At 62.1% G+C, this 22,327-nt stretch carries 21 protein-coding genes; 10 read left to right on the forward strand and 11 right to left on the reverse strand.

The features are described 5' to 3' along the window. Positions 1–6: 6 nt before the first annotated feature. The 4 genes from spoT to ACB039_RS14205 all read right to left on the reverse strand — a co-directional run bounded on the left by spoT (position 7) and on the right by ACB039_RS14205 (position 4,597). Positions 7–2,124: a bifunctional GTP diphosphokinase/guanosine-3',5'-bis pyrophosphate 3'-pyrophosphohydrolase gene (gene spoT, locus ACB039_RS14190; protein WP_005326354.1), complete on the reverse strand. Its 2,118-nt coding sequence runs from the start codon at positions 2,122–2,124 to the stop codon at positions 7–9. Positions 2,125–2,259: 135 nt separating this feature from the next. After that, a complete protein-coding gene (rpoZ, locus tag ACB039_RS14195) occupies positions 2,260–2,535 on the reverse strand; it encodes a DNA-directed RNA polymerase subunit omega (protein ID WP_005307060.1) in 276 nt (91 codons plus the stop codon). Between the two features lie 79 nt (positions 2,536–2,614). Further along, a complete protein-coding gene (gene gmk / locus ACB039_RS14200) occupies positions 2,615–3,241 on the reverse strand; it encodes a guanylate kinase (protein ID WP_005326356.1) in 627 nt (208 codons plus the stop codon). A gap of 300 nt (positions 3,242–3,541) precedes the next feature. After that, a complete protein-coding gene (locus ACB039_RS14205; RefSeq protein WP_041207117.1) occupies positions 3,542–4,597 on the reverse strand; it encodes a glycosyltransferase family 9 protein in 1,056 nt (351 codons plus the stop codon). 140 nt (positions 4,598–4,737) lie between these two features. Between ACB039_RS14205 and ACB039_RS14210 the strand changes: the two genes are divergently transcribed. Both ACB039_RS14210 and ACB039_RS14215 read left to right on the forward strand, forming a co-directional pair. Continuing rightward, positions 4,738–5,451, forward strand: a complete 714-nt coding sequence (locus ACB039_RS14210; protein WP_371165915.1) for a 3-deoxy-D-manno-octulosonic acid kinase — start codon at positions 4,738–4,740, stop codon at positions 5,449–5,451. 130 nt (positions 5,452–5,581) lie between these two features. Next, entirely contained in the window at positions 5,582–6,445 is an 864-nt protein-coding gene (locus ACB039_RS14215) for a sensor domain-containing diguanylate cyclase (protein ID WP_338889594.1), read from the forward strand. A gap of 75 nt (positions 6,446–6,520) precedes the next feature. Here ACB039_RS14215 and ACB039_RS14220 read toward each other — a convergent pair whose 3' ends face one another. Next, a complete protein-coding gene (locus ACB039_RS14220) occupies positions 6,521–7,378 on the reverse strand; it encodes a carboxylate/amino acid/amine transporter (RefSeq protein ID WP_371165907.1) in 858 nt (285 codons plus the stop codon). Between the two features lie 42 nt (positions 7,379–7,420). On the opposite strand from ACB039_RS14220, the gene ACB039_RS14225 reads away from it, so the two are divergent. Beyond that, on the forward strand, positions 7,421–7,897 hold the full coding sequence (locus ACB039_RS14225) for a DUF6314 family protein (RefSeq protein ID WP_182788777.1): 477 nt from the start codon (positions 7,421–7,423) through the stop codon (positions 7,895–7,897). A 105-nt stretch (positions 7,898–8,002) separates the two neighbouring features. Here the strand turns inward: ACB039_RS14225 and ACB039_RS14230 are convergent, their stop codons facing one another. Continuing rightward, positions 8,003–8,164, reverse strand: a complete 162-nt coding sequence (locus ACB039_RS14230) for a hypothetical protein (RefSeq protein ID WP_005326376.1) — start codon at positions 8,162–8,164, stop codon at positions 8,003–8,005. Then, complete coding sequence (locus tag ACB039_RS14235) at positions 8,149–9,048, reverse strand: DMT family transporter (RefSeq protein ID WP_171272920.1); 900 nt, start codon at positions 9,046–9,048, stop codon at positions 8,149–8,151. The genes ACB039_RS14230 and ACB039_RS14235 overlap by 16 nt, the downstream gene beginning before the upstream one ends. A 90-nt stretch (positions 9,049–9,138) precedes the next feature. Between ACB039_RS14235 and ACB039_RS14240 the strand changes: the two genes are divergently transcribed. Next, positions 9,139–10,098, forward strand: coding sequence for a LysR substrate-binding domain-containing protein (locus ACB039_RS14240; protein ID WP_371165908.1), 960 nt, complete (start codon positions 9,139–9,141; stop codon positions 10,096–10,098). Here ACB039_RS14240 and trpS read toward each other — a convergent pair. Next, positions 10,077–11,090 (reverse strand): tryptophan--tRNA ligase, encoded by a 1,014-nt coding sequence (gene trpS / locus ACB039_RS14245; RefSeq protein WP_371165909.1) that lies wholly within the window; start codon positions 11,088–11,090, stop codon positions 10,077–10,079. The genes ACB039_RS14240 and trpS overlap by 22 nt on opposite strands. A gap of 192 nt (positions 11,091–11,282) precedes the next feature. Continuing rightward, on the reverse strand, positions 11,283–11,717 hold the full coding sequence (locus tag ACB039_RS14250; protein WP_005326399.1) for a universal stress protein: 435 nt from the start codon (positions 11,715–11,717) through the stop codon (positions 11,283–11,285). Between the two features lie 441 nt (positions 11,718–12,158). On the opposite strand from ACB039_RS14250, the gene fabV reads away from it, so the two are divergent. Next, the gene (gene fabV, locus ACB039_RS14255) at positions 12,159–13,346 is read left to right on the forward strand and encodes an enoyl-ACP reductase FabV (protein ID WP_371165910.1); all 1,188 of its coding nucleotides are present in this window, start codon (positions 12,159–12,161) and stop codon (positions 13,344–13,346) included. A 143-nt stretch (positions 13,347–13,489) separates the two neighbouring features. Here fabV and ACB039_RS14260 read toward each other — a convergent pair whose 3' ends face one another. Next, on the reverse strand, positions 13,490–15,265 hold the full coding sequence (locus tag ACB039_RS14260; protein WP_041207114.1) for a diguanylate cyclase domain-containing protein: 1,776 nt from the start codon (positions 15,263–15,265) through the stop codon (positions 13,490–13,492). Between the two features lie 209 nt (positions 15,266–15,474). Here ACB039_RS14260 and ftnA point away from each other — a divergent pair, with 209 nt between their 5' ends. Both ftnA and ACB039_RS14270 read left to right on the forward strand, forming a co-directional pair. Continuing rightward, positions 15,475–15,999, forward strand: coding sequence for a non-heme ferritin (gene ftnA, locus ACB039_RS14265; protein WP_005326403.1), 525 nt, complete (start codon positions 15,475–15,477; stop codon positions 15,997–15,999). Positions 16,000–16,153: 154 nt separating this feature from the next. Next, on the forward strand, positions 16,154–17,338 hold the full coding sequence (locus tag ACB039_RS14270) for an NAD(P)/FAD-dependent oxidoreductase (RefSeq protein ID WP_041206615.1): 1,185 nt from the start codon (positions 16,154–16,156) through the stop codon (positions 17,336–17,338). Between the two features lie 82 nt (positions 17,339–17,420). On the opposite strand, the gene ACB039_RS14275 is transcribed toward ACB039_RS14270, so the two are convergent. Further along, positions 17,421–18,641: an MFS transporter gene (locus ACB039_RS14275; protein ID WP_005326405.1), complete on the reverse strand. Its 1,221-nt coding sequence runs from the start codon at positions 18,639–18,641 to the stop codon at positions 17,421–17,423. Between the two features lie 222 nt (positions 18,642–18,863). Between ACB039_RS14275 and leuE the strand changes: the two genes are divergently transcribed. The 3 genes from leuE (at position 18,864) to ACB039_RS14290 (ending at position 22,244) form a co-directional block, all read left to right on the forward strand. Then, positions 18,864–19,502, forward strand: coding sequence for a leucine efflux protein LeuE (gene leuE, locus ACB039_RS14280; protein ID WP_005326407.1), 639 nt, complete (start codon positions 18,864–18,866; stop codon positions 19,500–19,502). 207 nt (positions 19,503–19,709) lie between these two features. After that, positions 19,710–21,383 carry a LytS/YhcK type 5TM receptor domain-containing protein gene (locus ACB039_RS14285; RefSeq protein WP_371165911.1) on the forward strand — a complete coding sequence of 558 codons (1,674 nt, stop codon included), beginning with the start codon at positions 19,710–19,712 and terminating at the stop codon, positions 21,381–21,383. 129 nt (positions 21,384–21,512) lie between these two features. Beyond that, positions 21,513–22,244 carry a LytTR family DNA-binding domain-containing protein gene (locus tag ACB039_RS14290; protein ID WP_005326410.1) on the forward strand — a complete coding sequence of 244 codons (732 nt, stop codon included), beginning with the start codon at positions 21,513–21,515 and terminating at the stop codon, positions 22,242–22,244. Positions 22,245–22,327 lie beyond the last annotated feature (83 nt).

The raw sequence follows: 22,327 nt of genomic DNA on the forward strand, positions 1-22,327 counted from the left end.
CTGTGTTCAGTTTTTCTGTCGGCTCACCCTGAGCACATTGGGCATCACCCGGATCTTGCGCATGATGTTGGCAAGGTGGATGCGGCTCTTGGTGGTGATGAGCAGGGTGACCAGATAGACCCGGCCATCCTTCTCTTCTGTGCTGATGGCGTGGATGTTGGCGCCGGTGGCAGCAATCACGTTGGCCAGCTCCGCCAGGGCACCCTGGTGGTTGACGATTTCGATGCTGATGCCGGTACGGAATTCCTGTTCCTGCTCCTTGTCCACTTCCCACTGCACCGGCAGGTACTTGTCCGGTTCGCGGCTGTAACCCTTGATGTTGCGGCAGGACTCCTGGTGAATGACCAGCCCCTTGCCCGGGCTGATGTGGGCGATGATGGCATCCCCGGGGATCGGACGACAGCAGTTCGCGAAGGTGACCAGCATGCCGTCGGCCCCCTTGATGGGCATCTTCTTGCTGCTGGATTTCGGCTGTTCTTCCGGGGGCAGCTCGTCACCCAGCATGCGACGCGCCACCATGACGCTCATGGCATTGCCCAGTCCCACGTCGGCCAGCAGGCCCTGCAGGTTCTCGTGCTTGGTGTCGGCCAGCACCTGCTTGATGCGCGGCTCGGGAATGTCTTCGATGTTCTTGGCGCCCAGCGCATGGTTGAGCAGACGACGACCCAGCACCACCGACTCTTCGGTGCGCAGGTTCTTGAGGAACTGGCGGATCTTGGAGCGTGCCTTGGTGGTCACCACGAAGTTGAGCCAGGCTGCGTTGGGGCGGGCGCCCGGCGCCGTGATGATCTCCACCGTCTGACCGGAATGCAGCGGGCTGCTGAGCGGATAGGGGTGGCGGTCGACCCGGGAGCCGACGCAGGCGTGACCGATGTCGGTGTGCACCGTGTAGGCGAAGTCCACCGGGGTGGCGCCGGCGGGCAGCTCCATGATGCGGCCCTCCGGGGTGAACACGTAGATCTCGTCGGGGAAGAGGTCGGTCTTGACCCCCTCGATGAATTCAAACGAGCTGCCGGCGCTCTGTTGCAACTCCAGCAGGCTCTGCATCCAGCGCTGGGCGCGGATCTGGGCCGTGGTGCCCGAGCTGTCACCATCCTGCTTGTAGGCCCAGTGGGCGGCGACACCCTTGTCGGCCATCTGATCCATGAACTCGGTACGGATCTGCACCTCCACCGGCACCCCGTGCGGCCCCACCAATGAGGTGTGCAAAGACTGGTAGCCGTTGCTCTTGGGGATGGCGATGTAGTCCTTGAAGCGACCGGGACGCGGTTTGTAGAGGCTGTGCATCTGCCCCAACACCCGGTAACAGGTATCTATGTCCTTCACCCTGACGCGGAAGGCGTAGATATCCATCACCTCATGGAACTGCAGCTCTTTCTTCTCCATCTTGTTGTAGATGGAGAACAGGTTCTTCTCGCGGCCGCTGACCTGGGCATCGATACCGGCCTCCCGCAGGCGACCCTCAATCTCGCTCTGGATGGAGTCGATGATCTCGCGGCGGTTGCCGCGGGCGCGGCGCACCGATTCGCGCAGCACGCGGGATCGCATCGGATAGAGCGCCTCGAAGCCCAGCTCTTCCAGCTCGTTCTTCATGGTATGAATACCGAGGCGGTTGGCGATGGGGGCGAAGATCTCGAGGGTTTCCCGGGCGATGCGGCGACGCTTGTCCGGCCGCAATGAGCCGAGCGTGCGCATGTTGTGGGTACGGTCGGCGAGCTTGATCAGGATGACCCGGATGTCCTGGGTCATGGCCATCACCATCTTGCGGAAGTTTTCGGCCTGGGCTTCCTTGCGATCGCGGAACTTCAGCTTGTCGAGCTTGGAGACGCCGGAGACCAGCTCTGCAACGGCGTTGCCGAACAGCTCGGCGAGATCGTCTTTGGTGACCGGGGTATCTTCGATGACATCGTGCAGCACGGCAGCCATCAGGGTTTCGTGATCGAGTCGCATGTCGCCAAGAATGCGAGCAACGGCAACCGGGTGGGTGATATAAGGCTCGCCGCTGGAACGCATCTGTCCCTGGTGAGCGTCACGGGCCACCACATAGGCTTGCCTGAGCTTCTCAACCTGCTCGGAAGGCAGGTAGGAACTGGCTATTTCTTTAAGGTTTTCAAATAAATACAAGACAGTCCCCGCAGCGGTGAAACGACAATCCGTAGAATTGAGGGTATGCCCTCGAGTTTGCGAGGTTTTCGAGCGGTTGTAAATGGGAAGAACAGTCGGCACCCGGGCGGGCGCCGACCATGAGAAATGACTGACTTAACCGCGGCCTTCGGCGATGGCAGCAACGGCAGCCAGCTCGGCGGCTTCCTGCTCTTGCTGCTCGTAGCGGTCCTGGGTATCCATTACCTGGTTGTTGACCAGACCCAGTTCGATCTCGCGCAGGGCGATCACGGTCGGCTTGTCGTTCTCTTCGTCGACCAGGGGATCTTTGCCTTGTACCGCGATTTGACGGGCGCGGCGTGCGGCGACCAGCACCAGGTCAAAACGGTTACCTACCTGTTTTACAGCATCTTCTACAGTAACGCGTGCCATGCAGGACTCCAGTGTTTGGGCTTTCTGTGTTTGAAAAAGCAGTGTTTAAAAATGACGCAAAAGTTTACTTGTTTTTGGCCTATTCTGCCAGTAGCTGTTGCAGCAAGTTTTGTTGGGCCTGCTGCTGCTGGCGCAATTCCAGCCGCTGGCACTCTATGATGGCCCTGAGCTGGAACAGTGCCTGCTCAAAGTCTTCATTGATAATGACATAGTCATACTCGTCGTAGTGCACCATTTCGGCAATGGCTTTCGCCATCCGGCCGGCGATCACGTCGCTGCTGTCCTGGCCGCGGCCGATCAGGCGGCGTTCCAGCTCTTCCCGGCTCGGGGGCAGGATGAAGATGGACTTGGTCGGCATCTGCTCGCGGATCTGACGGGCGCCCTGCCAGTCGATGTCGAGGAAGACATCGATGCCTTGGGCCAGGCAGGCCTCGATGGCGGCGCGGGAGGTGCCGTAGTAGTTGCCGAACACCTCTGCCCACTCCAGAAAATCGCCGCGCTCGATCAACGCCTTGAACTCTTCCACCTGCACGAAGTGGTAGTGCACTCCGTGCTCCTCGCCGGGGCGGGTGGCGCGGGTGGTGTGGGAGACGGAGAGCTGCATCTTGCCGGCGTCGTTGTGCTGGGTCAGCAAGGCATTGAGCAGGCTGGACTTACCGGCCCCGCTCGGGGAGGAGATGATATAGAGAGTGCCTTGTTGCGCCATGTCTGTACCTTTAAGCGATGACCCGTGTTTTGGTTGTAGCAGAGGCTGCCGTCATGTGCCCGAAAGGGAGACAGTCGCTCGCAAAACGCGGGAAATTCTTGAGTCAGGGGGTTGTAAAGGCGGCAAATGTTAGCAGATGGGGGCGGATAAAAAAACGGCCGGAATCATATTCCAGCCGATCAAAGTATTCGTTGCTTGCTGCGGGAGCGTTACCCACATCGGCCGCTATTCTGCCCCCGGCACCCGGCTCGGGCCATCAGATTATCCCTGCCTCAGGGCTCGGAATTTCCGAGTTGCCCCTCAGCCCGGCAGCTGGCGCTCGGCACAGAGCCTATCGAAGGCGGCGATGACACGTTCGCTGGTTATCTTGCGCATGGCGTCCGGATCCTTGAGACGGGTACGCCAGTCGAGTGCCGCCAGTGGCTTGCCAGTCTCTTGCTCGATCAACTCCTGGTAGACGCTGACCGCATGTGCGCGGCACAGATAGGGGCCGGTGCGATCCGGGTTGTGATGGGCGTAAAGGCCGATCACCGGCGTGCCCGTCAGGGTCGCCATGTGGGTGGGGCCGGTATCGGGGGCCAGCACCAGGCTGGCTTCCTTGATGAGTGCCAGCAGTTGCTTGAGGTTGGTCTGCCCCACCAGATCCACTGGCTTGCTCCGGCTCAGGCGCTGGATGTCGGCAGCCAGATCCCGCTCCAGCCTGGCCGGCCCGCCGCAGAGATAGACCTGAAACCCCTTGCTGGCGGCGTGATCCGCCAGAGCGGCATAGCCTTCGGCGGTCCAGTTCTTGAACGCCTTGCTGGCGGCGGCGCAGATGAGCAGGGTCGGTTTGCCGCCAATCTTCTCCTTTGCCCACGCCTGATGCTCGGCGCTGATGGGCAGTTGCCAGTCCGGGGTCAGATCCTGGATGCCCAGCTCTTTGGCGAAGGCGAGGAAACCATCCAGCACATGGGGGGAGGCGGGGGAAGGCACTTGATGGTTGGTGAACAGCCACTGGCCGTCGTTGGCCCGCGCCTTGTCGAACCCGAGTTTGATCCTGGCCCTGATGCCCAGGGTGGCGATGCTGGCACGCAGAGCCGCCTGCAGGTGGAGCAGGGCATCGAATTTGCGCCCCTTGAGGGTGCGCCAGAGATCACGGTAGCCACGCCAGCCCTTGCTCTTGTCGAAGGGGATCACCTCGACCCCTGGCAGATCGGCAAACAGTGTCGCCTCTATCTTGCCGGTTACCCAGGTGATGCGAGTCTCTGGCCAGGCCCGCTGGATGACGCGCACCAGCGCCAGCGCATGGCAGCAATCCCCGATGGCGGAGAGCCGCAGGATGCAGATGGAGGAGGGCGGCGTTTGGAACAGCAGCATGATGTGGCGCAACGGTGGCAAAATGGATGGATGGCATTATGCAAACTCCCTTGTGGATTGTAAAATTGCGCCAGCTGCCCGACCGGCACAGTCCCCATGACGGGATGCATTGCGCCCCACTATCGACCGGAATACTCATGATGCTGACACAGACCGCCCACAACCAGATCTGCTGGTATGCCGAAGGCGCCTTCCGCGACCCTTCCCCCGCGTTGTTCGATCCGGCCTGGTGGCAGACCCATCGGCAGGTGGTGGGCTCCGCCATAGGCCGCGGAGTGACCTGGTTCGTCAAGGATGAGTCGCGCCACCTGGTGCTGCGTCACTATTATCGCGGTGGCATGGTGGGCAAGCTGGTACGGGATCGCTTCTGGTTCGAAGGGGTCGAATCGAGCCGCGCCATGGCCGAATATCGTCTGCTGGCCCAGTTGAGCGAACAGGGGCTGCCGGTGCCACGGCCATTCGCGGCCCGCATGGTCAAGCAGGGGCCCTTCTATCGCGCCGACATCCTGATCGAGCGTATTCGCGGTGCCAAGGATCTGGTGGCCCTGCTCAAGCAGGGGCCGCTCGCCGACGAGGTGTGGCACAAGGTGGGTCTGACGGTGCGTCGGCTGCACGAGGCCGGGGTCTATCATGCGGATCTCAACAGTCACAACCTGCTGCTCGACAAGGAGGGCAAGGTATGGGTGATCGATTTCGACAAGGGGGCTATCCGCTCCCCCGGCAACTGGCAGCAGGCCAATCTGGAGCGGCTGCAGCGCTCCTTCAGCAAAGAGTCCCAGCTGCATACCAGCTTCCATTTCGTGCCAGAGAACTGGCAGGCCCTGATGGCGGGCTATCAAGGCAAGATGGGCTGAGGGCGTGGTTGGGGCGGATGAAAGGGCACCTGGGAAAGCGAGTTGACGCTGTTGCTCGGCGCAATCGCCAATGTTACTTATTGAGTGTTGCTGTCTGGGCAGACAGTCAGATCCGGTTTCGAGGCGCGTGATGGAAAGGTATGAGACTCCCGGGGTTGAGGTCATTACCCCGCTTGAGATGACGCTGAAGGCTGAAGCCATGGCGATGCTGGAGGCCGGGATCTGGACCTGGTCGGCCGAACAGGGCCTGAGGCGTGATCCCTCCTGCCTGCAACTGCTGGGGCTGGCGGGGAAGGAGCTGGATGACCTCGGCTGGCTGGCCCGGGTGCACCCGGATGACGGACCCCGCCTGAGGGAGGCCATCGACGCCTGTCGGGAGGGGCGCAGCAGCGGGTTGCGGCTCGAGTACCGCATCCTGCACCATCAGGGTCACTACATCCGGCTGGAAGAGCGGGTGCGTCGTGACGAAGGGGGCCAGCTGCTGGGGGTGGTGCGCCATCTGGACGCGGCCATGCCCCAGCTGGACGATCGCCACGACACCGACCCCCTCACCGGGCTCGAGAGCCGCAGTCACTTCGAGTCGCTGCTGGACGAGCGGCTGGCAAGCGAGAGCGGCAGCTTCTGTCTGCTGCAGTTCACCGTGGATCACCGCAGCAAGATATTGCAGCTGTTTGGCGAGGCCGCCTGCGACGCCATGCTGGCCAAGCTGGCCCGCATAGTGCGCCGCGAATTGCGGCGGGAAGATCCCTTCGCCCGCTGGGATGAGGACGGTTTCATCCTGATGCTGTCCCAGACCGATCGGCTGAGCGGTCTCGAGATTGCCGAACGGTTGCGTCTCGAGATCGCCGATGCCAGCCTGTTGCCCGAGCGGCCGGTGACCGTCAGCATAGGCCTGGTGCAGAGCCAGAACGCCGAGCAGCTCGATCACCTGCTGGCCCGGCTGGCCTCCTGCCACGGCCAGGCCAGACGGGAACGCAACACTGTGGTTGGCTGATTTTTAGTCAGTGCTCACTCACCCGCTGACGCCTGTGGGTCAAAGGAGGCCTGTACCCGCAGGCCTGGTGGTTCGTCAGTCCGCGCTATGCGCCGGCTGACGCTGGCAGATCCAGAGGGAGGCCAGCATCAGCAGGGCACCGACGCTGAGCCTGAACAGATCCGTATCCTTGCCCCAGAGCACCAGATTGACCAGCAGACCGGCCGGGATCAGGGCGTTGTTCATGATGGCCAGCACGCCGCTGCTCACCAGGGTGGCTCCCTTGTTCCACAGGAAGTAGCCGAGTCCGGATGCCCCCACCCCCAGCCAGAGCAGTATGCCCCACTGCAATCCACTCGTCGGGTATTGCGGTTGGCCCAGCAGCCACCAGGCGGGCAGGGCGATCACCAGGGCCCCCAGATAGAAGCAGCCGAACACCGCCAGCTGGGGTGGCTGCTGCGCCTCTCGCGCCAGCAGCACCTTGTAGCCCACCTGGCCCAGGGCGAAGCAGAGGTTGGCTCCCTGCACCACCAGGAATCCCATCACATAGCTCTCGGTCAGGCCGTCGAAGCGGATGACGGCCGCCCCCAGCACCGCCAGCAGCGCCCCCCACAGGTAGGTCGGCTTGAAGCGCCCTTCCAGCAGATCGTGGATCAGGGTGACGTAGATGGGGGTGAAGATGGTGAACACCAGCACTTCCGGCACCGTCAGCAGCAGGAAGGAGTGGTAATAGAACAGATACATGATGCCGAGCTGGATGGCGCCGAGTGCCATCAGCTTGACCACCAGATCGGGGCGCAGCCAGCGGCGGCGCAGGAAGGGCAGGAACACCAGGCTGGCGAGGGCGATGCGGGTCAACACCGAGAAGTAGGCGTCCACCTGGCCGGCGAGGTAGACCCCGATCAGGCTGAAGGAGAAGGACCAGAGCAGGGTAACCCCTATCAAGTAGTTCATGTGATTGAATTGTCGTCAGTTGTCAATTTGGAGGGCGCTATGATGGCCGAGTTGGAAAGCGCGATCCAGCGTTTATGGGAACAGTTGCCACAGATCGGCGCTTTTGCCTTCGAGGCGAGCAACGGAGCGGGCTCCGCGACCGACTGGAACGGCCGTGGGGAGGGGGAGGTGCGGGTGACCGATCATCAGGGGGGCTGGCTGTTTACGGAGCAGGGGCGCTATACCACGCCCCATGGCCGGGTGCTCGCCATGCACAACAGCTTCTGGTGGCGGCGCGGCGAGCGGGGGATTAGCCTCTCCCACCTGCGCCACCAGGCGCCGGTGCTGCTGTTCGAGCTGTTGCCCCAGGGGGACGGGCGCTGGCTCACCGCCGAGGCGCACCTGTGCGGCCAGGATCACTACAGCGCCGGGCTGACCGAAACCGGCGAGGGCTTCCTGCTCGCCTGGCAGATCACGGGGCCGCGCAAGAACGAGCGGCTCAGCTACCGCTACTGCTCGGAGGGCGGGAAACCGGCATAAAAAAACCGGCGCAGAGCGCCGGTAGCGGGGACAAATCGGAGGTTTTTTTAAAAACGGTCCCAAAAACAGGAGAGATATACTCTCGTCACACATTAGAGATGGCATTCAGGCATTCAGGGCATAGCTCAGCATGGCCTGCAGCTTGCTGTCGAAGAACCAGGGCAGGGTCAGCATCAGCAGGCCGAGCAGTCCGGCCAGCCGGTGGCGATACTGCCAGCCAGCTATCAGCACCAGACCGCCGCACAGGGTGGTCAGGATGCCTGACATAGGCTGGCCTCCCGACGAGTACGGCGCTGCTGGGCCCACTGGTTCAGGGCGACCGATCCCAGGATCAGCGCCAGTGCCACGGCCGTGGTGGAATGCACCTGTTCGCCGAGGAACAAGGCGCCCAGCATGACGCCGAACAGCGGCACCAGGTAGTTGCTGAAGGAGGCGAACGTCGGGCCCGCCTTCTGGATCAGCGCCATGTAGAGGAAGTAGACCAGACCAGTACAGAACACCCCGAGCACGGTCACGGCGCCGATGGCCTGCTGGCTTGGCAGGGTGAGCGCGCTCAGATCGGTGACGAAGGGCGCGGCCAGCAGCAGCTGGATGGCCGAGGAGATCAGTATGTTGCGGGCCACCACCACGGGGTGGTCCTTGGCGAAGCGCTTGATCATCAGCAGGCCGATGGCGAAGCAGCTGGCGCCAAACAGTATGGCCATGGCACCGAGCAGACCGGCGTTCATGCCGTTGGCCAGTTTCGGCCAGAACAGCACCAGCACGCCGACGAAGCCGATGGCCACTGAGAGAAGACCGCCCTTGGTGATTCTTTCACCAGAAATAAACAGGGGTGCAGCCAGAATGGTCACAAAGGGGATACAACCCATGACCACGGCGGCGATGGCGCTGTCCACATACTGCTGACCCCAGGCCACCATGATGAAGGGGATGGTGGCATCGAGCAGGGCGATCAACATATAGGTGCGCCAGGGGGTGTGCTCGCTCTTGAGGCGCATGAACAGGCAAAGCAGACCCAGGGTCAGGCTGCCGCACAGGGCACGACCGGCCGCCACCATGATGGGGGGCAGTTCGGTGACGGCTTGATGCATGAAAATGAACTGGGAGCCCCACAACAGGCCAATCGCCAGCAACAACAGATAGCTACGCATTTTAATCTCCGTGTAATTCGCCCGCGCATTCTATGCAATCTGCTACTATGCCAAAAATGAATTGTCGTCATTCAACTATGGCCAATATCGATGGAAATCCCCCTTTCCCGCCTCGACCTCAACCTGCTCAATGTGTTCGACATGCTGATGCAGGAGCGCAACGTCACCCGTGCCGCCGAGCGGCTGCACCTCTCCCAGTCCACCGTCAGCCATGCGCTGGGGCGGTTGCGTACAGCGCTGGATGACCCCCTGTTTGTCATGAGCCGGCGCGAGATGATGCCGACCGAGCGGGCCAAGGCGCTGGCCGGACCGGTACGCCAGGCGCTGGCCATGCTGGAGCAGGGCTTGCGCCAGGCCAAGGGATTCGATCCCGCCAGCGCCCAGCGGGTGTTTCGCATCGCCACCCCGGGCTCGGTGGAGCACGGTCTGGTGCCGACCCTGGTGGAGCGCATGGTGCAGCAGGCGCCCCATTGCCGGCTGGAGGTGTGCGAGCTGGCGGACAGCGACTACGAGCGGGAGCTGGAGAAGGGGGAGCTGGATCTGGTGATCGGTTTTGCGGGCGCCAACCATCTCTCCCCTCGCTTGTGGCGCGAGGAGTGGTTCAGCAATCCCCTGGTCTGCCTGTCACCGCTTGGCAGCGCGCTGCCCGATGAGCTGGGGCCGGACGAGTTGGTGAGCCGCCCCCACATCCACACCTCCAGCTGGGGGCACAGCCAGGCCATGGTGGATCTCTGGCTGGCCCGCTTCGGGGTCGAGCGCGAATTGGGTGTCCGATTACCGAGCTTTATGGCGGTGCCGCAGCTGATGGCGACCGGCCGCTATCTGGTGGTGGTGCCCGAGATGATCGGGCGCCACTTCTGCCGCTACTACCCGCTGCGGCTGCATCAGCTGGAGCCCGCCATTCCCATCGTCTATCTGATGGCGGGCCACCCGCTCAGCGCCCACGACGAGGCGATCGGCTGGTTCAAGGGGCTGCTGCACCGGCTCGCCTTCGAGCGTTACGGTGCAGACGCACTGGGGGCGCCGACTCAGCGCAACCCGGCGAAGTAGTCCAGCCCCATGGCGCTTTTGACCTCTGCCAGCACCTCGTCGGTGAGGGCGCGGGCTTGCAAGGTGCCCTGCTGCAACAGGCGCAGCAGCTGCTCCTTGTCGGCGATGGCCGCCTGACGCCGCTCCCGCATGGGGGCGAGCAGGGTCTGCAGGCAGTCGTTCAGCACCTGCTTGCAGCGCATGTCGCCGAGCCCGCCGCGCTGGTAGTGGGCCTTCATCTCGGCTACCAGCGCCTTGTCCGGGTGGAAGGCATCCAGATAGGCGAACACAGTATTCCCTTCGACCTGGCCCGGATCGCTCACCTTGAGGTGGTTGGGGTCGGTATACATGGCAAACACCGCCTGTTTCACCTCATCGCTCGACATGCCGAGCTCTATGGTGTTGCCGAGGGACTTGGACATCTTGGCCTTGCCGTCGATGCCGGGCAGGCGGCCGGTGTCGCTCAGGATGGGCTGGCATTCGGTCAGCACCTCTTTTCCTACCAGGGCGTTGAAGCGGCGCACTATCTCGTTGGTCTGCTCCAGCATGGGCAGCTGATCCTCGCCGACCGGCACATGGGTGGCGCGAAAGGCGGTGATGTCGGCGGCCTGGCTGACGGGATAGACCAGAAAACCGGCCGGCAGGCTGCGCTCGAACCCTTTCTGCTGGATCTCCGCCTTGACGGTGGGGTTGCGCTCCAGCCGGGCGACGCTGACCAGGTTGAGGTAATAGGTGGTGAGCTCGGCGAGGGCGGGCAGGGCGCTCTGCAGGCAGAAGGTGGTCTTGGCCGGATCCAGGCCGGCGGCCAGGTAGTCGGCCATCACCTCCAGCACGTGATCTGTCACCTTGGCCGGGTTGTGGCCGTTGTCGGTCAGCGCCTGCAGATCGGCGATCATCACGAACTGGCGGTAATGGTGCTGGGCCTCGACGCGCTGGCGCAGGGATCCGACGTAGTGGCCTATGTGCAGTTTACCGGTGGGGCGATCGCCGGTCAGGATAACGGGGTCGTGCATGTCACTCTCTCCGATTGGGGTGGGCCGGGAGGCGACAAAGGGATGAAAACAATGACCGCCTCTCGGCGGTCACGGTGTTTTCTTCTGGGAATTTCACATAGAAAAGCGGTGCCGCCTGTTTATAAGCAGCACAACCAGTTGTTGTGATTGAAAGCTGTGATGTTCATGGATAAAAAAGCTACGCCTGTTTAATCACTTCTGCAAGGGCACCACCAGCAGATCGCAGGGCACGGTATTCATCAGCTGGCGGGCGCTGGAGGTGAGCAGGCTCCAGAAACTCTGGCGATGGCCGCACACCAGCAGGTCTATCTGGTAATCCTTGACTGCCTGGTTGACTCGCTCGCTCAGATCGCCGCAGATCACCAGCTTCTTCTCGATGGGGTAGTCCACCGAGGCCAGGAAGGTCTCGAGCTTCTCTTTCGCTTCGGCGATCACCTGATCCTGCACGTTGTCGATGTCGATATCGATCATCTCGGTGTAGAGATCCTTGAGGTCCACGTCCACATGGATCACCGACAGCTTGGCGCCATTGGAACGGGCCCGGTCGACCGCCTTGTCGATCACCTTGCGGTTGTCTTCCGACAGGTCGATCGCGGCCAGTATGTGCTTGTAATAGGTTCCACTCATGGGAGTTCTCCTCACTGATCCTGGATTCACTATACCAATGTCCGCTGAAACTAAAACGGCGATGTCACCACAGTTTCGGGATTTGCATGGAAAACCCGTACGCCCCGGTTGCCATCTCGGGGACAGAGTCGCACATATTTTGAACAGGAGTTTGAAGCCGATCACAACCGGCCTATTGCCCCGATCCAGGGAGAAGAATAGGATGTGCCCGTGCTTCGCAATGAACACAACACAACAAAAAGCATCTGAATAACGCTTTGGGGAGCCTTGTGCTCCCTCTTGTTTTTATGCCCCCTTTTCTTGCCCATATGCCGCCCGACATCAAGGTAATCACCGGCTTCTTGGTTATGCTCTAGCCAATTCCCGTGGAGACGCTGGCGATGATCGATGTGCTAGCGGCCGCCGCTCCTCGTATTCCATCGATTCCTTGGAGATTCATTCATGATCATTCATCCCCAGATCCAGGGCTGCGTCGCCCGCAACTGCCACCCCATCGGTTGCCGTGCCGCCGTGCAGCAGCAGATCGCCAGCGTCAAGGCGGCGGGCTCCTTCAACGGGCCCAGGCGGGTGCTGGTGTTGGGTGTCTCCTCCGGCTTCGGGTTGGCGTCGCGCATCGCGCTGACCTTCGGCGCCGGCGCAGATACTCTGGGCATCTCGTTCGAACGCGGGCCCTCCGACAAGGGGCTCGGCAGCGCGGGCTGGTACAACAACATCTGGTTTCGACAGGCGGCGGAGCAGGAGGGGCGCATTGCCATCAACCTGATCGGCGATGCTTTCTCCGATGCCATGCGTCAGCAGGCCATCGACTGCATCCGCCAGCAGCTGGGGCAGGTGGATCTGGTGATCTACTCCCTGGCCAGTGGCATCCGGGTGCTGCCGGATGGCCGGCAGGTACGCTCGGTGCTCAAGACCACGGGCCAGCCCTTCAGCGGCTGGGGGCTGGATCTGGAACAGGACGCCCTGGTGCAGCAATTCCTGGCGCCTGCCACTCCGGGGGAGATCCGCGACACCGTCACAGTGATGGGGGGCGAAGACTGGCAGCTCTGGCTGCAGGCGTTGCAGCAGGCGGATTGCCTCGCACCCGGCGCCCAGACGGTGGCCTACTCCTACATAGGCCCGGAATCCACCTATCCCCTCTATCGGGATGGCACCATTGGCTACGCCAAGGAGCATCTGCACGCCACCGCCGAGACCATCAACCTGCAGCTGGCGGAGATTGGTGGTCACGCCTGGGTGTCGGTCTGCAAGGCGTTGGTGACCAAGGCGAGCGCCTATATTCCTGTGCTGCCTGTCTACCTCGGCCTGCTGATGGGGGTGATGAAGGAGCGGGGCGTGCACGAGGGCTGCATCGAGCAGATGCAGCGGCTGTTCGCCACCAAGATGTACGGGCCCAATGGGGTGGTGGCCGACGGCAACCGGCTGATCCGGATGGATGACCATGAGCTCGACCCGGCCATTCAGGCCGCCGTCTCGGCGCTCTGGCCCAAGGTGACGCCGGACAACTTCCATGCCCTGGGGGACTTCGCCGGGCTGCGCCAGGACTTCATGCAGCTCAACGGCTTCGAGCTGCCGGGCGTCGACTATGGGGCACCGGTGGATGTCGCCTCCATGACCGAGCTGCTGCCCTGAGTCCGTTACCTGCCTCAGGCAACATGGCAGGTGAGTTCGGCGGGTTGGTTGGGGCCTGGCGCCAGCATGGTCTGGTTGCGCCCCTGGCATCTGTTGTCTGATGCACGATCATCAAGCAGTCACGATGGCTTCCCGCCCCGGCCTCAGGCGACGTTGCTGACGGGCTGGTTGGAGGTCGGTGCCAGTATGGTCTGGTTGCGTCCCTGACGCTTGGCCTGGTACATGGCCATGTCGGCCCTGTGGATCAGCTGGCTGAGGCTGTCGTCGTCCGGTGATCGCTCTGCCACCCCAATGCTGATGGTCATGTGAGGGGCGGCCAGGTAGGCGATCCGGTTTCTCAACTGCTCGGCCAGCCGCCAGCAGGTGATGCCATCCTGCGCCATGGCCACCAGAAACTCCTCTCCTCCCCAGCGCCCGACCTGTTGCAGATCCGGCGCCCAGTTCTTCAGTTCCCGGGCCAGTTGCCGGATGGCCTGATCGCCGGTCTGGTGGCCGTGGCGGTCGTTGATCTGCTTGAAATGGTCGATGTCGATGATGAGCAGGGTCAGCGGCGCATCCAGCTGCCACTGCTGTTCCAGCCGCTCCAGCAGGGCGCGCCGATTCGGCAGCCCGGTCAGCTGATCGAAGGTGGCGAGCTTGTAGAGGTGGCGCGAGCTGCGGTGCAGCCTGTGGGTGGTGAGTCCGAGCAGGATCAGGGCACCGATCAGCAGGATGACCAGCATCATCTGGTAGTAACGGGCGCTCTGTTGATACAACAGTTGCTGGCGCTTGTTCTCGTTCTCCTGCTGCAAGGCGAGGTTGCTGGCCTCGCTGCGGGCCAGGTCCATCTCGACCTGGAAGGCGGCGGCATGCTGGCTCAGGGTCTGGTTGAAGTGCTGTTTGTAGTGCTGCATGTAGCGGGTCATGACCCCGTAGGCCTCGGAGTAGCGCCCCAGATCGGCCAGCAGTCTGGCCTGCATCGCCTTGCCCTCTATGCTGACCGGGCCTGGCTGGGTCGTCAGCAGTTGCAAGGCCAGCTGGGTCTCCCCCCGTCCCTGCAGCGTTCTGGCACGGATCTCGGTCAGCCGGGAGGCCGCCTGAGGGTAACCCAGCCCCTCATAAATGGCCTGCGCCTCTTCCAGACTCTGCCAGGCCGAGTGCCAGTCTCGCTGTGCATTGAACACCATGGCCTGATAGCCGAGCACGATGGCACGATAGTGCGGTGACAGCCCCGGGGTGGCCAGCAGGGCATCGAGCAGCTCGCGCGCCCGATCGGGGCGTGCCATGTCGATGTAGAGCCGCGCCATGTTGGCACGGATGATGACCTGGCTGTTGGGCTCGTTCAGTCGCACCATCTGCCCGAGGGCATCCTGATAGTAGCTCTCGGCCTCCCGGTGGAGGCTGAGATCGGCATAGAGGTTGCCAAGGGTCATCAGCAGGCGGGCACGCTGCAGGGTGGCGAGGGCGCTTCTTGGCCCTTTCTGCTTGAGCTGGAAGGCGGTCTTGAGCTCGGCGATCGCCTCCTTCAGCTGCTGGGTACGGTAGAGTGCGAGGCCATTGAGGGCATGCCATTCGGACTCCTGCTGGGCATGGCCCAGGACGGCCGGCCTGAGCTGGGTCAGCAGGTGGAGGGCCTGCTCGGGGGCCTCGGTATCCAGGGTCAGGGCAATCTGCTGCAATCTGAAGTCGAGCAGGCGCCGGAGCTCCTGCTGGGCACTGGCCAGCCCGCGGGCGCGGGCGTTGTCCAGCAGGGCCTGCTGGTAACGGCCCAGCGCGGCCTGGGCCAGGGCTCTGGCGTAGAACAGCTCCATGTTTTGCTGCGGGCTGGCGTCGAGGCGTTGCAGGTAGCCGACGGGATCGCGCGCCGCCTGCAATTCTGCCTCTTCCAGCAAGGAGGGAGTGGCATGCAACTGGGTTATCCAGAGCAGCGCCAGTGCCATAATGAATTTCATTGAATCCTTTCCCCGACCACTGGCGCCATCATAATGGCTGACGCTACCTACACCATGTTTCTTTGCTTCTCTATAACCGTATGGGTGACAGGATGAGATGCGTCCGGGTCACAACTGCGAGTGCTGGCCGTCGTATCTGGTTGCGTCAGACTGCAACAGTGGCGACAATCGTGACCAAATCACAGTGGAGAATCATCATGTTGGCCAAAGCCATGATCGAGAAGTTGAACGAGCAGATTAATCTTGAATTCTATTCCTCCAATCTCTACCTGCAGATGAGCGCCTGGTGCGAGGACAAGGGCTTCGAAGGGGCCGCTACCTTCCTGCGCAAGCACGCCGCCGAGGAGCGCCAGCACATGGAGCGCCTGTTCACCTACGTGAGCGAAACCGGTGGCATGCCGCTGCTGGGTGCCATCGATGCGCCTCCCCACGAGTTCAACTCGCTGGGGGACATCTTCCGCACCACCCTGGAGCACGAGTTCCACATCACCAAGTGCATCAACGGCCTGGCCCATGTGGCATTCACCACCCAGGACTACTCCACCTTCAACTTCCTGCAGTGGTACGTGGCCGAGCAGCACGAAGAGGAGAAGCTGTTCAAGAGCATCGTCGATCGTCTGTCGCTGGTGGGCGAGGATGGCAAGGGTCTCTACTTCATCGACAAGGAGCTGGCCGAGCTGGCCAAGGGCGCCCCTGCCAGCATCATGGACGGCAACGCCTGATAGTCGTGGACACTTAGTGTTCAGCCAGTACAATACGGCCCCCCTCGTGGGCCGTTTTCGATTGATGCAGCCATGAAACCGCCGCTGTGGTTTCTGCCGGATGCGATGACGGTCCCTTGGCAGGGGCCGTTTTTCTTTTAATGGGTGAGTGACGATGAAGCAGGTGGATGTGGTGGTGATCGGAGCCGGGGCGGCCGGCTTGATGTGTGCGGCCCAGGCCGGTTATCGGGGGCGATCCGTGCTGCTGCTGGACAACGCCAAGAAACCGGGGCGCAAGATCCTCATCAGCGGCGGCGGTCGCTGCAACTTCACCAACCATCAGGCTGGTCCCCACGCCTTCCTCTCGGGCAATCCGCACTTCTGCAAGTCGGCGCTGGCGCGCTACACCCAGCAGGACTTCATCGATCTGGTGGACAGGCATGGGGTGAATTATCACGAGAAGACCCTGGGCCAGCTGTTCTGTGACGAGAACGCCAAGGAGATAGTCGAGGTGCTGCTCACCGAGTGTGACTGGGCCGGGGTGACCCTGCAGTGCCAGACCGAGATCCTCTCCGTCAACAAGACGGATGACGGCTTCCTGCTCGACACCAGCAAGGGCGAGATCCGTTGCCACTCCCTGGTGGTAGCCACCGGCGGCCTCTCCATGCCCAAGCTCGGCGCCACTCCCTACGGTTTCAAGCTGGCGGAGCAGTTCGGCCTCACAGTGCTGCCCACCCGCGCCGGTCTGGTGCCCTTCACCCTGCATCAGGAACAGAAAGAAGCCTTCGCCGATCTCGCCGGGGTCAGCCTGCCGGTGGCGGTGACCGCCGAGGATGGCACCCGCTTCAAGGAGGCCATGCTGTTCACCCACCGCGGCCTCTCGGGCCCCGCCATCCTGCAGATCTCCTCCTTCTGGCTGGCGGGGGAGAAGATCCACATCAACCTGCTGCCCGAGCTGGATATACCGGCGGCCCTCAAGGCCTGGGCCCAGGCGCACCCTGCTCAGGAGCTGAAGACGGTGCTGGGGCGCGAGCTGCCCAAGCGCTTCGTCGACAAGCTGGTGGAGCTGGGCCAGCTGGTCAGCAAGCCGATGCGCCAGTACAACGAGCGGGAGCTGGACGCGGTGGCCACCCTGCTGGGGGATTGGCAGATACTGCCGAACGGCACCGAAGGCTATCGCACCGCCGAGGTGACCCTGGGGGGGGTAGATACCAACGAGCTCTCCTCCAAGACCATGGAGGCGCGCAAGGTGCCCGGTCTCTACTTCGTCGGCGAGGTGGTGGACGTGACCGGCTGGCTTGGTGGCTACAACTTCCAATGGGCCTGGTCTTCCGGCTGGGTAGCTGGCCAGTACTGCTGACCTACCCTTGCCTTCATCAACTTCAGACGCGGCCTGCTCAGGCCGCGTTTTTTATAGGCGGTATCCCTCGCGGGGCGGCCCACTATCCCTTTCTAAGGGTTGGCAAGAACGCGGTCAGCAGGCCGATGAGCGGCAGGTAGGCGCAGAGCTGGTACACGGTCTCTATGTTGGTCGCATCGGCCAGCTGACCCAGCAGGGCGGCGCCTATGCCCCCCATGCCGAAGGCGAAGCCGAAGAAGAGGCCGGAGATGGTGCCGACCTTGCCGGGCACCAGCTCCTGGGCGTAGACCAGGATGGCTGAGAAGGCCGACGCCAGGACGAGGCCGATGATCACCGAGAGCACCGAAGTCCAGAACAGGTCGACGTGGGGCAGCAGCAGGGTGAAGGGGGCGACGCCCAGGATGGAGATCCAGATCACCCGTTTGCGGCCGATGCGGTCACCGACCGGCCCGCCGAGCACGGTGCCAGCCGCGACGGCAAACAGGAACGTAAACAGATGGAACTGGGCGCTATCCAGCGACAGGCTGAACTTGTCCATCAGATAGAAGGTGTAATAGCTGCTCAGGCTGGTCATGTAGAAGAACTTGGAGAACATCAACAGACCGAGGATGGCCAGCGACCAGCCGACCTGGCGGCGGCTCAGGCCACTGCCAGCATGGGCCTTCATCCGCTTGTGGAAGTTGGCCCCGTGATGGCTGGACCAGCGCCCGACCAGGCAGAGCACCATGACACCCACCAGGGCGAACAGCGAGAACCAGGCGGCGCTGCCTTGTCCCTGCGGCACTATGATGAGCGCGGCGAGCAGCGGGCCTATGGCCGAGCCGAGGTTGCCGCCGATCTGGAACAGGGATTGGGCCAGACCTGGCTGGTTGCCAGCCGCCATGCGGGCGACCCGGGAGGATTCCGGGTGGAAGACGGACGAACCCATGCCGATCAGCATGGCCGACAGCAGCACGGCGCCAAAGCTGCCCGCCTGTGACAGGGAGAGCAAGCCGATCAGGGTGAAGCCCATGCCGAGGGGCAGCGAATACGGCATGGGTCTGCGGTCGGTGTAGAGGCCGATCAGCGGCTGCAACAACGAGCCCGTGAACTGGTAGGTAAGGGTGATGAGCCCTATCTGGGTGAACGACAGATCGAGCCCCAGCTTCAACAACGGATAGATGGCCAGCAGCACCGACTGCATCATGTCGTTCAACAGGTGCGAGAAGCTGATGGCGGCAATCACCGGATACGCGGTGGTGTTCAGGGGGTCGGCTGAGGGTGTCGCGGCGATCGGCGTGTCGGTAATCAAGGTCTTGTCCATGGGTGAGGTATCTGCGGTTTCATACTCCCTCTACCATGCCCTATCCCGGTGTATCTGGACATAACCAAAGTGGGCGAACGCCAGGGTGGCTATCGATCGGTGTGCAAGGCGTTCATCCTGAAGGTGTGTGGATGGCAGGTCAGATCTTGTGCTTGGCGCGGGGCGGATTAGTATAGAAAGCCTGCTGCCGCTATCCGGCCCATCGCCCGCCATGGAGGGAACATGTTCGAAAGCCTGGGAGTCATCAACGTCTGGACCTATCTGGTGGGACTCTTCTTCATCATCATTGCGCCGGGACCCAACTCCATTTATGTGCTGCGTACCGCCACCGTACGGGGCATAGGACCGGGCTATCGCGCCGCCCTCGGCGTCTTTGTCGGCGATGCCATCCTCATCTTCTGCGCCTACCTGGGGATTGCTTCCCTCATTCGTACCACCCCCCTGCTGTTTACCCTGGTGCGTTACCTCGGCGCCATCTACCTGCTCTATCTGGGGGTGAAGATCCTCCATGCCAACTTCATTGCCCGGCGTGAAGGGCAGGAGTCTGCGGTCGAGCTGGGGGAGCGTTATTTCTCCAAGGCACTCACCTTGAGCCTCACCAACCCCAAGGCGATCCTCTTCTACGTCTCCTTCTTCGTGCAGTTCATCGACTTCAGCTATGCCCACACCTGGATCTCCTACCTAGTGCTGGCGGGCATGCTGGAAGCCATGAGCTTCGTCTATCTCACCCTGCTGATCTTCGGCGGCACTCTGGTTGCCCGCTTCTTTCGACGTAAACAGGGGCTTGCCCGGTTGGGCAATGGCCTGATCGGCCTGTTTTTCATGGGCTTCGCCGCCAGGCTGGCGACCCTGTCGTCCTGATGCCGTCCTTGCCTTCTCCATCGGGCTGAATATGGCAGCCCGATGCCTCTCTGGTACCTGCCTGCGGTACACTGGGGCCCGATGAGAGGGTCCCTCTCTTTTCAATCCTGCCGTTGTGGTCTCATGTCCCTGATTTGATCGGGGTCAGCCGTCCATGGCCAGATTCCTTCTATAGTGTGCCCCTCGTGGCCATAGGCCGGAGGCCCCATGCTCGAAAATCAGATGATGTTGTTGGCGGTGTTTGAGCGGGCGGCGCTGATGCTGATGACGCTCTTTCTCCTGACCCGCACCCGGCCGTTCCAGCGACTGTTCCAGAAGCGGGATCACACCCCGGCGGAGCTGGTGCTGGTGGCTTCCATCTTCTGCCTGTTTGCGGTGTTCAGCACCTATACCGGCATTCCGGTGGAAGGGGCGCTGATCAATGTGCGGATCATCGCCATCATCTCGGGCGGCATCCTGTTCGGCCCCTGGGTCGGCATTCCGGCCGGGGTCATCTCAGGCCTGCACCGTTACCTCATCGACATGGATGGTCACACCTCGATCCCTTGTCTCATCGCCAGCATCATCGCCGGTCTGCTGGCAACCTGGTTGCACCTGCGCTGCCGCAAGTCGCGGCTCTGGCTCTATGGCATATTGGCGGGCATGCTGTGTGAGGGGCTGACCATGTTGCTGATCTGGCTGCTGACCGAACCCCATGAGGTGGGGGTGGAAATCGTCAGCCACATCGCCTATCCCATGATCGCTGGGGCGCTCTGTATCGGCCTCATCATCAAGCTGGTGCAGGATCTGGATGACGAGAAGGAGCTGATTGCCGCCAAGCAGGCCAAGCTGGCGCTGGACATAGCGAACCAGACGCTGCCCTTCTTCCAGAAGGTTGATCGCCACTCCCTCGGTCAGGTGTGCGGCGTGATCAGGAGCGAGATCCATGCCGATGCGGTGGCCATCACGGATACCCGTGACGTGCTGGCCTACGTGGGGGTCGGCAAGGATTACTACGAGCTGGACGAGCACCACGCCATTAGCGGCATGACTCAGCAGGCGGTGCTGCTCGACCAGATCATCATCAACAACGATCTGCGCCAGTATCACCTCTCCGATTTCCACTCGGTCATCATTATTCCGCTGCGGGAAAACGGCTCGGTGAGCGGCACCCTCAAGATCTACTACCGCCGCACCCACAGCATCACCAGCTCGCTGCGGGAGATGGCGGTGGGCCTCTCCCAGCTCATCTCCACCCAGATGGAGGTGTCGCGCATCGAGCAACTCAAAGAGATGACCCGCAAGGCGGAGTTCACCGCCCTGCAGAGCAAGATCAACCCGCACTTCCTGTTCAATGCCCTCAACGCCATCTCGTCGCTGATCCGCATCCGGCCCCAGCAGGCGCGCCAGCTCATCGCCAATCTGGCGGACTACCTGCGCTACAACCTCAACAAAGGGGATGAGCTCATCGATATTCAGGAGGAGCTGCAGCAGGTGCGTGACTACGTGGCCATCGAGCAGGCACGCTTCGGCGACAAGCTGGAGGTGGTGTTCGAGGTGGACGATGTGCACATTCAGGTGCCGAGCCTGCTGTTGCAGCCCCTGGTGGAAAACGCCATCCTGCACGGCATCCAGCCCCGCAGCGCCCCGGGCCGGGTCACTATAGAGGTGAAACAGCTGGCGGGCGGTATCCGGGTGGCGGTGCGGGACACCGGCTACGGTATCAGCCAGGCGGTGATTGACGGGGTGGCCGCCGGCCGGGTGGAGAGCCGCAGCATAGGCCTGATGAACGTGCATCAGCGGGTCAAGCTGCTGTACGGTGACGGCCTGCACCTCAAGCGGCTGGAGCCGGGTACCGAAGTCTGTTTCTATCTGCCGGATCAGGAGGCGATGCCATGTTGAGGGCCATCATGGTTGAGGATAAGGATGTGCTGCGAGAGGTGTTGTCATGCTGACAGCCATTATTGTCGAAGATGAATGTTTGATACGGGAGGAGCTGGCCTCTCCTGCGCTCCCTCAGGGGGCAATGCCATGCTGAAAGCCATCATAGTGGAAGACGAATATCTGGCTCGGGAGGAGCTGATCTATCTGGTGAACCAGCACAGCCAGATCGAGATAGTGGCGAGCTTCGAGGATGGGCTGGAGGCCTTCAAATACCTGCAGGATCACGAGGTGGACGTGGTGTTCCTGGATATCCAGATCCCCTCCATCGATGGCCTGCTGCTGGCCAAGAACCTGCACAAGTCGAGCCATCCGCCCCACATCGTGTTCGTCACCGCCTACAAGGAGTTCGCGGTGGAGGCGTTCGAGCTGGAGGCGTTCGACTATATCCTCAAGCCCTACAACGAGCCGCGCATCATCAATCTGCTGCAAAAGCTCGAACATGCAGGCAAGTCGCAGGTGGGGCAGGGGAGCGAGCCGGGCACGCCGCACAATCGCACCGTCAATCTGGTGAAGGGGGAGCGCATCATCGTCACCCCCTGCGAGCAGATTTACTATGCGGAAGCGGACGAGAAGCTCACCTATGTCTATACCCGCACCGATCGTTATGTGATGACCATGGCCCTCAGCGAGTTTGTCAGCCGGTTGCCGGCGGAGGGTTTCTTCCGCTGCCACCGCTCCTACTGCGTCAACATCAACAAGATCCGCGAGATAGTGCCCTGGTTCAACAGCACCTATCTCATCCGGCTCCATGATCTGCCGTTCGAGGTGCCGGTCAGCCGCAGCAACATCAAGGCGTTCCGTCAGCTGATGCGCCTCTGATTGTCATTCATGCCCGCCGATCTGCATTTCATGCCTTAATCGATCGGCGCGAGCTGCGTCTTGCCTATAGTGGCCTCAATTTC

The organism is Aeromonas sp. S2(2024), assembly GCF_041402505.1.
Lineage (GTDB): Bacteria > Pseudomonadota > Gammaproteobacteria > Enterobacterales > Aeromonadaceae > Aeromonas > Aeromonas media.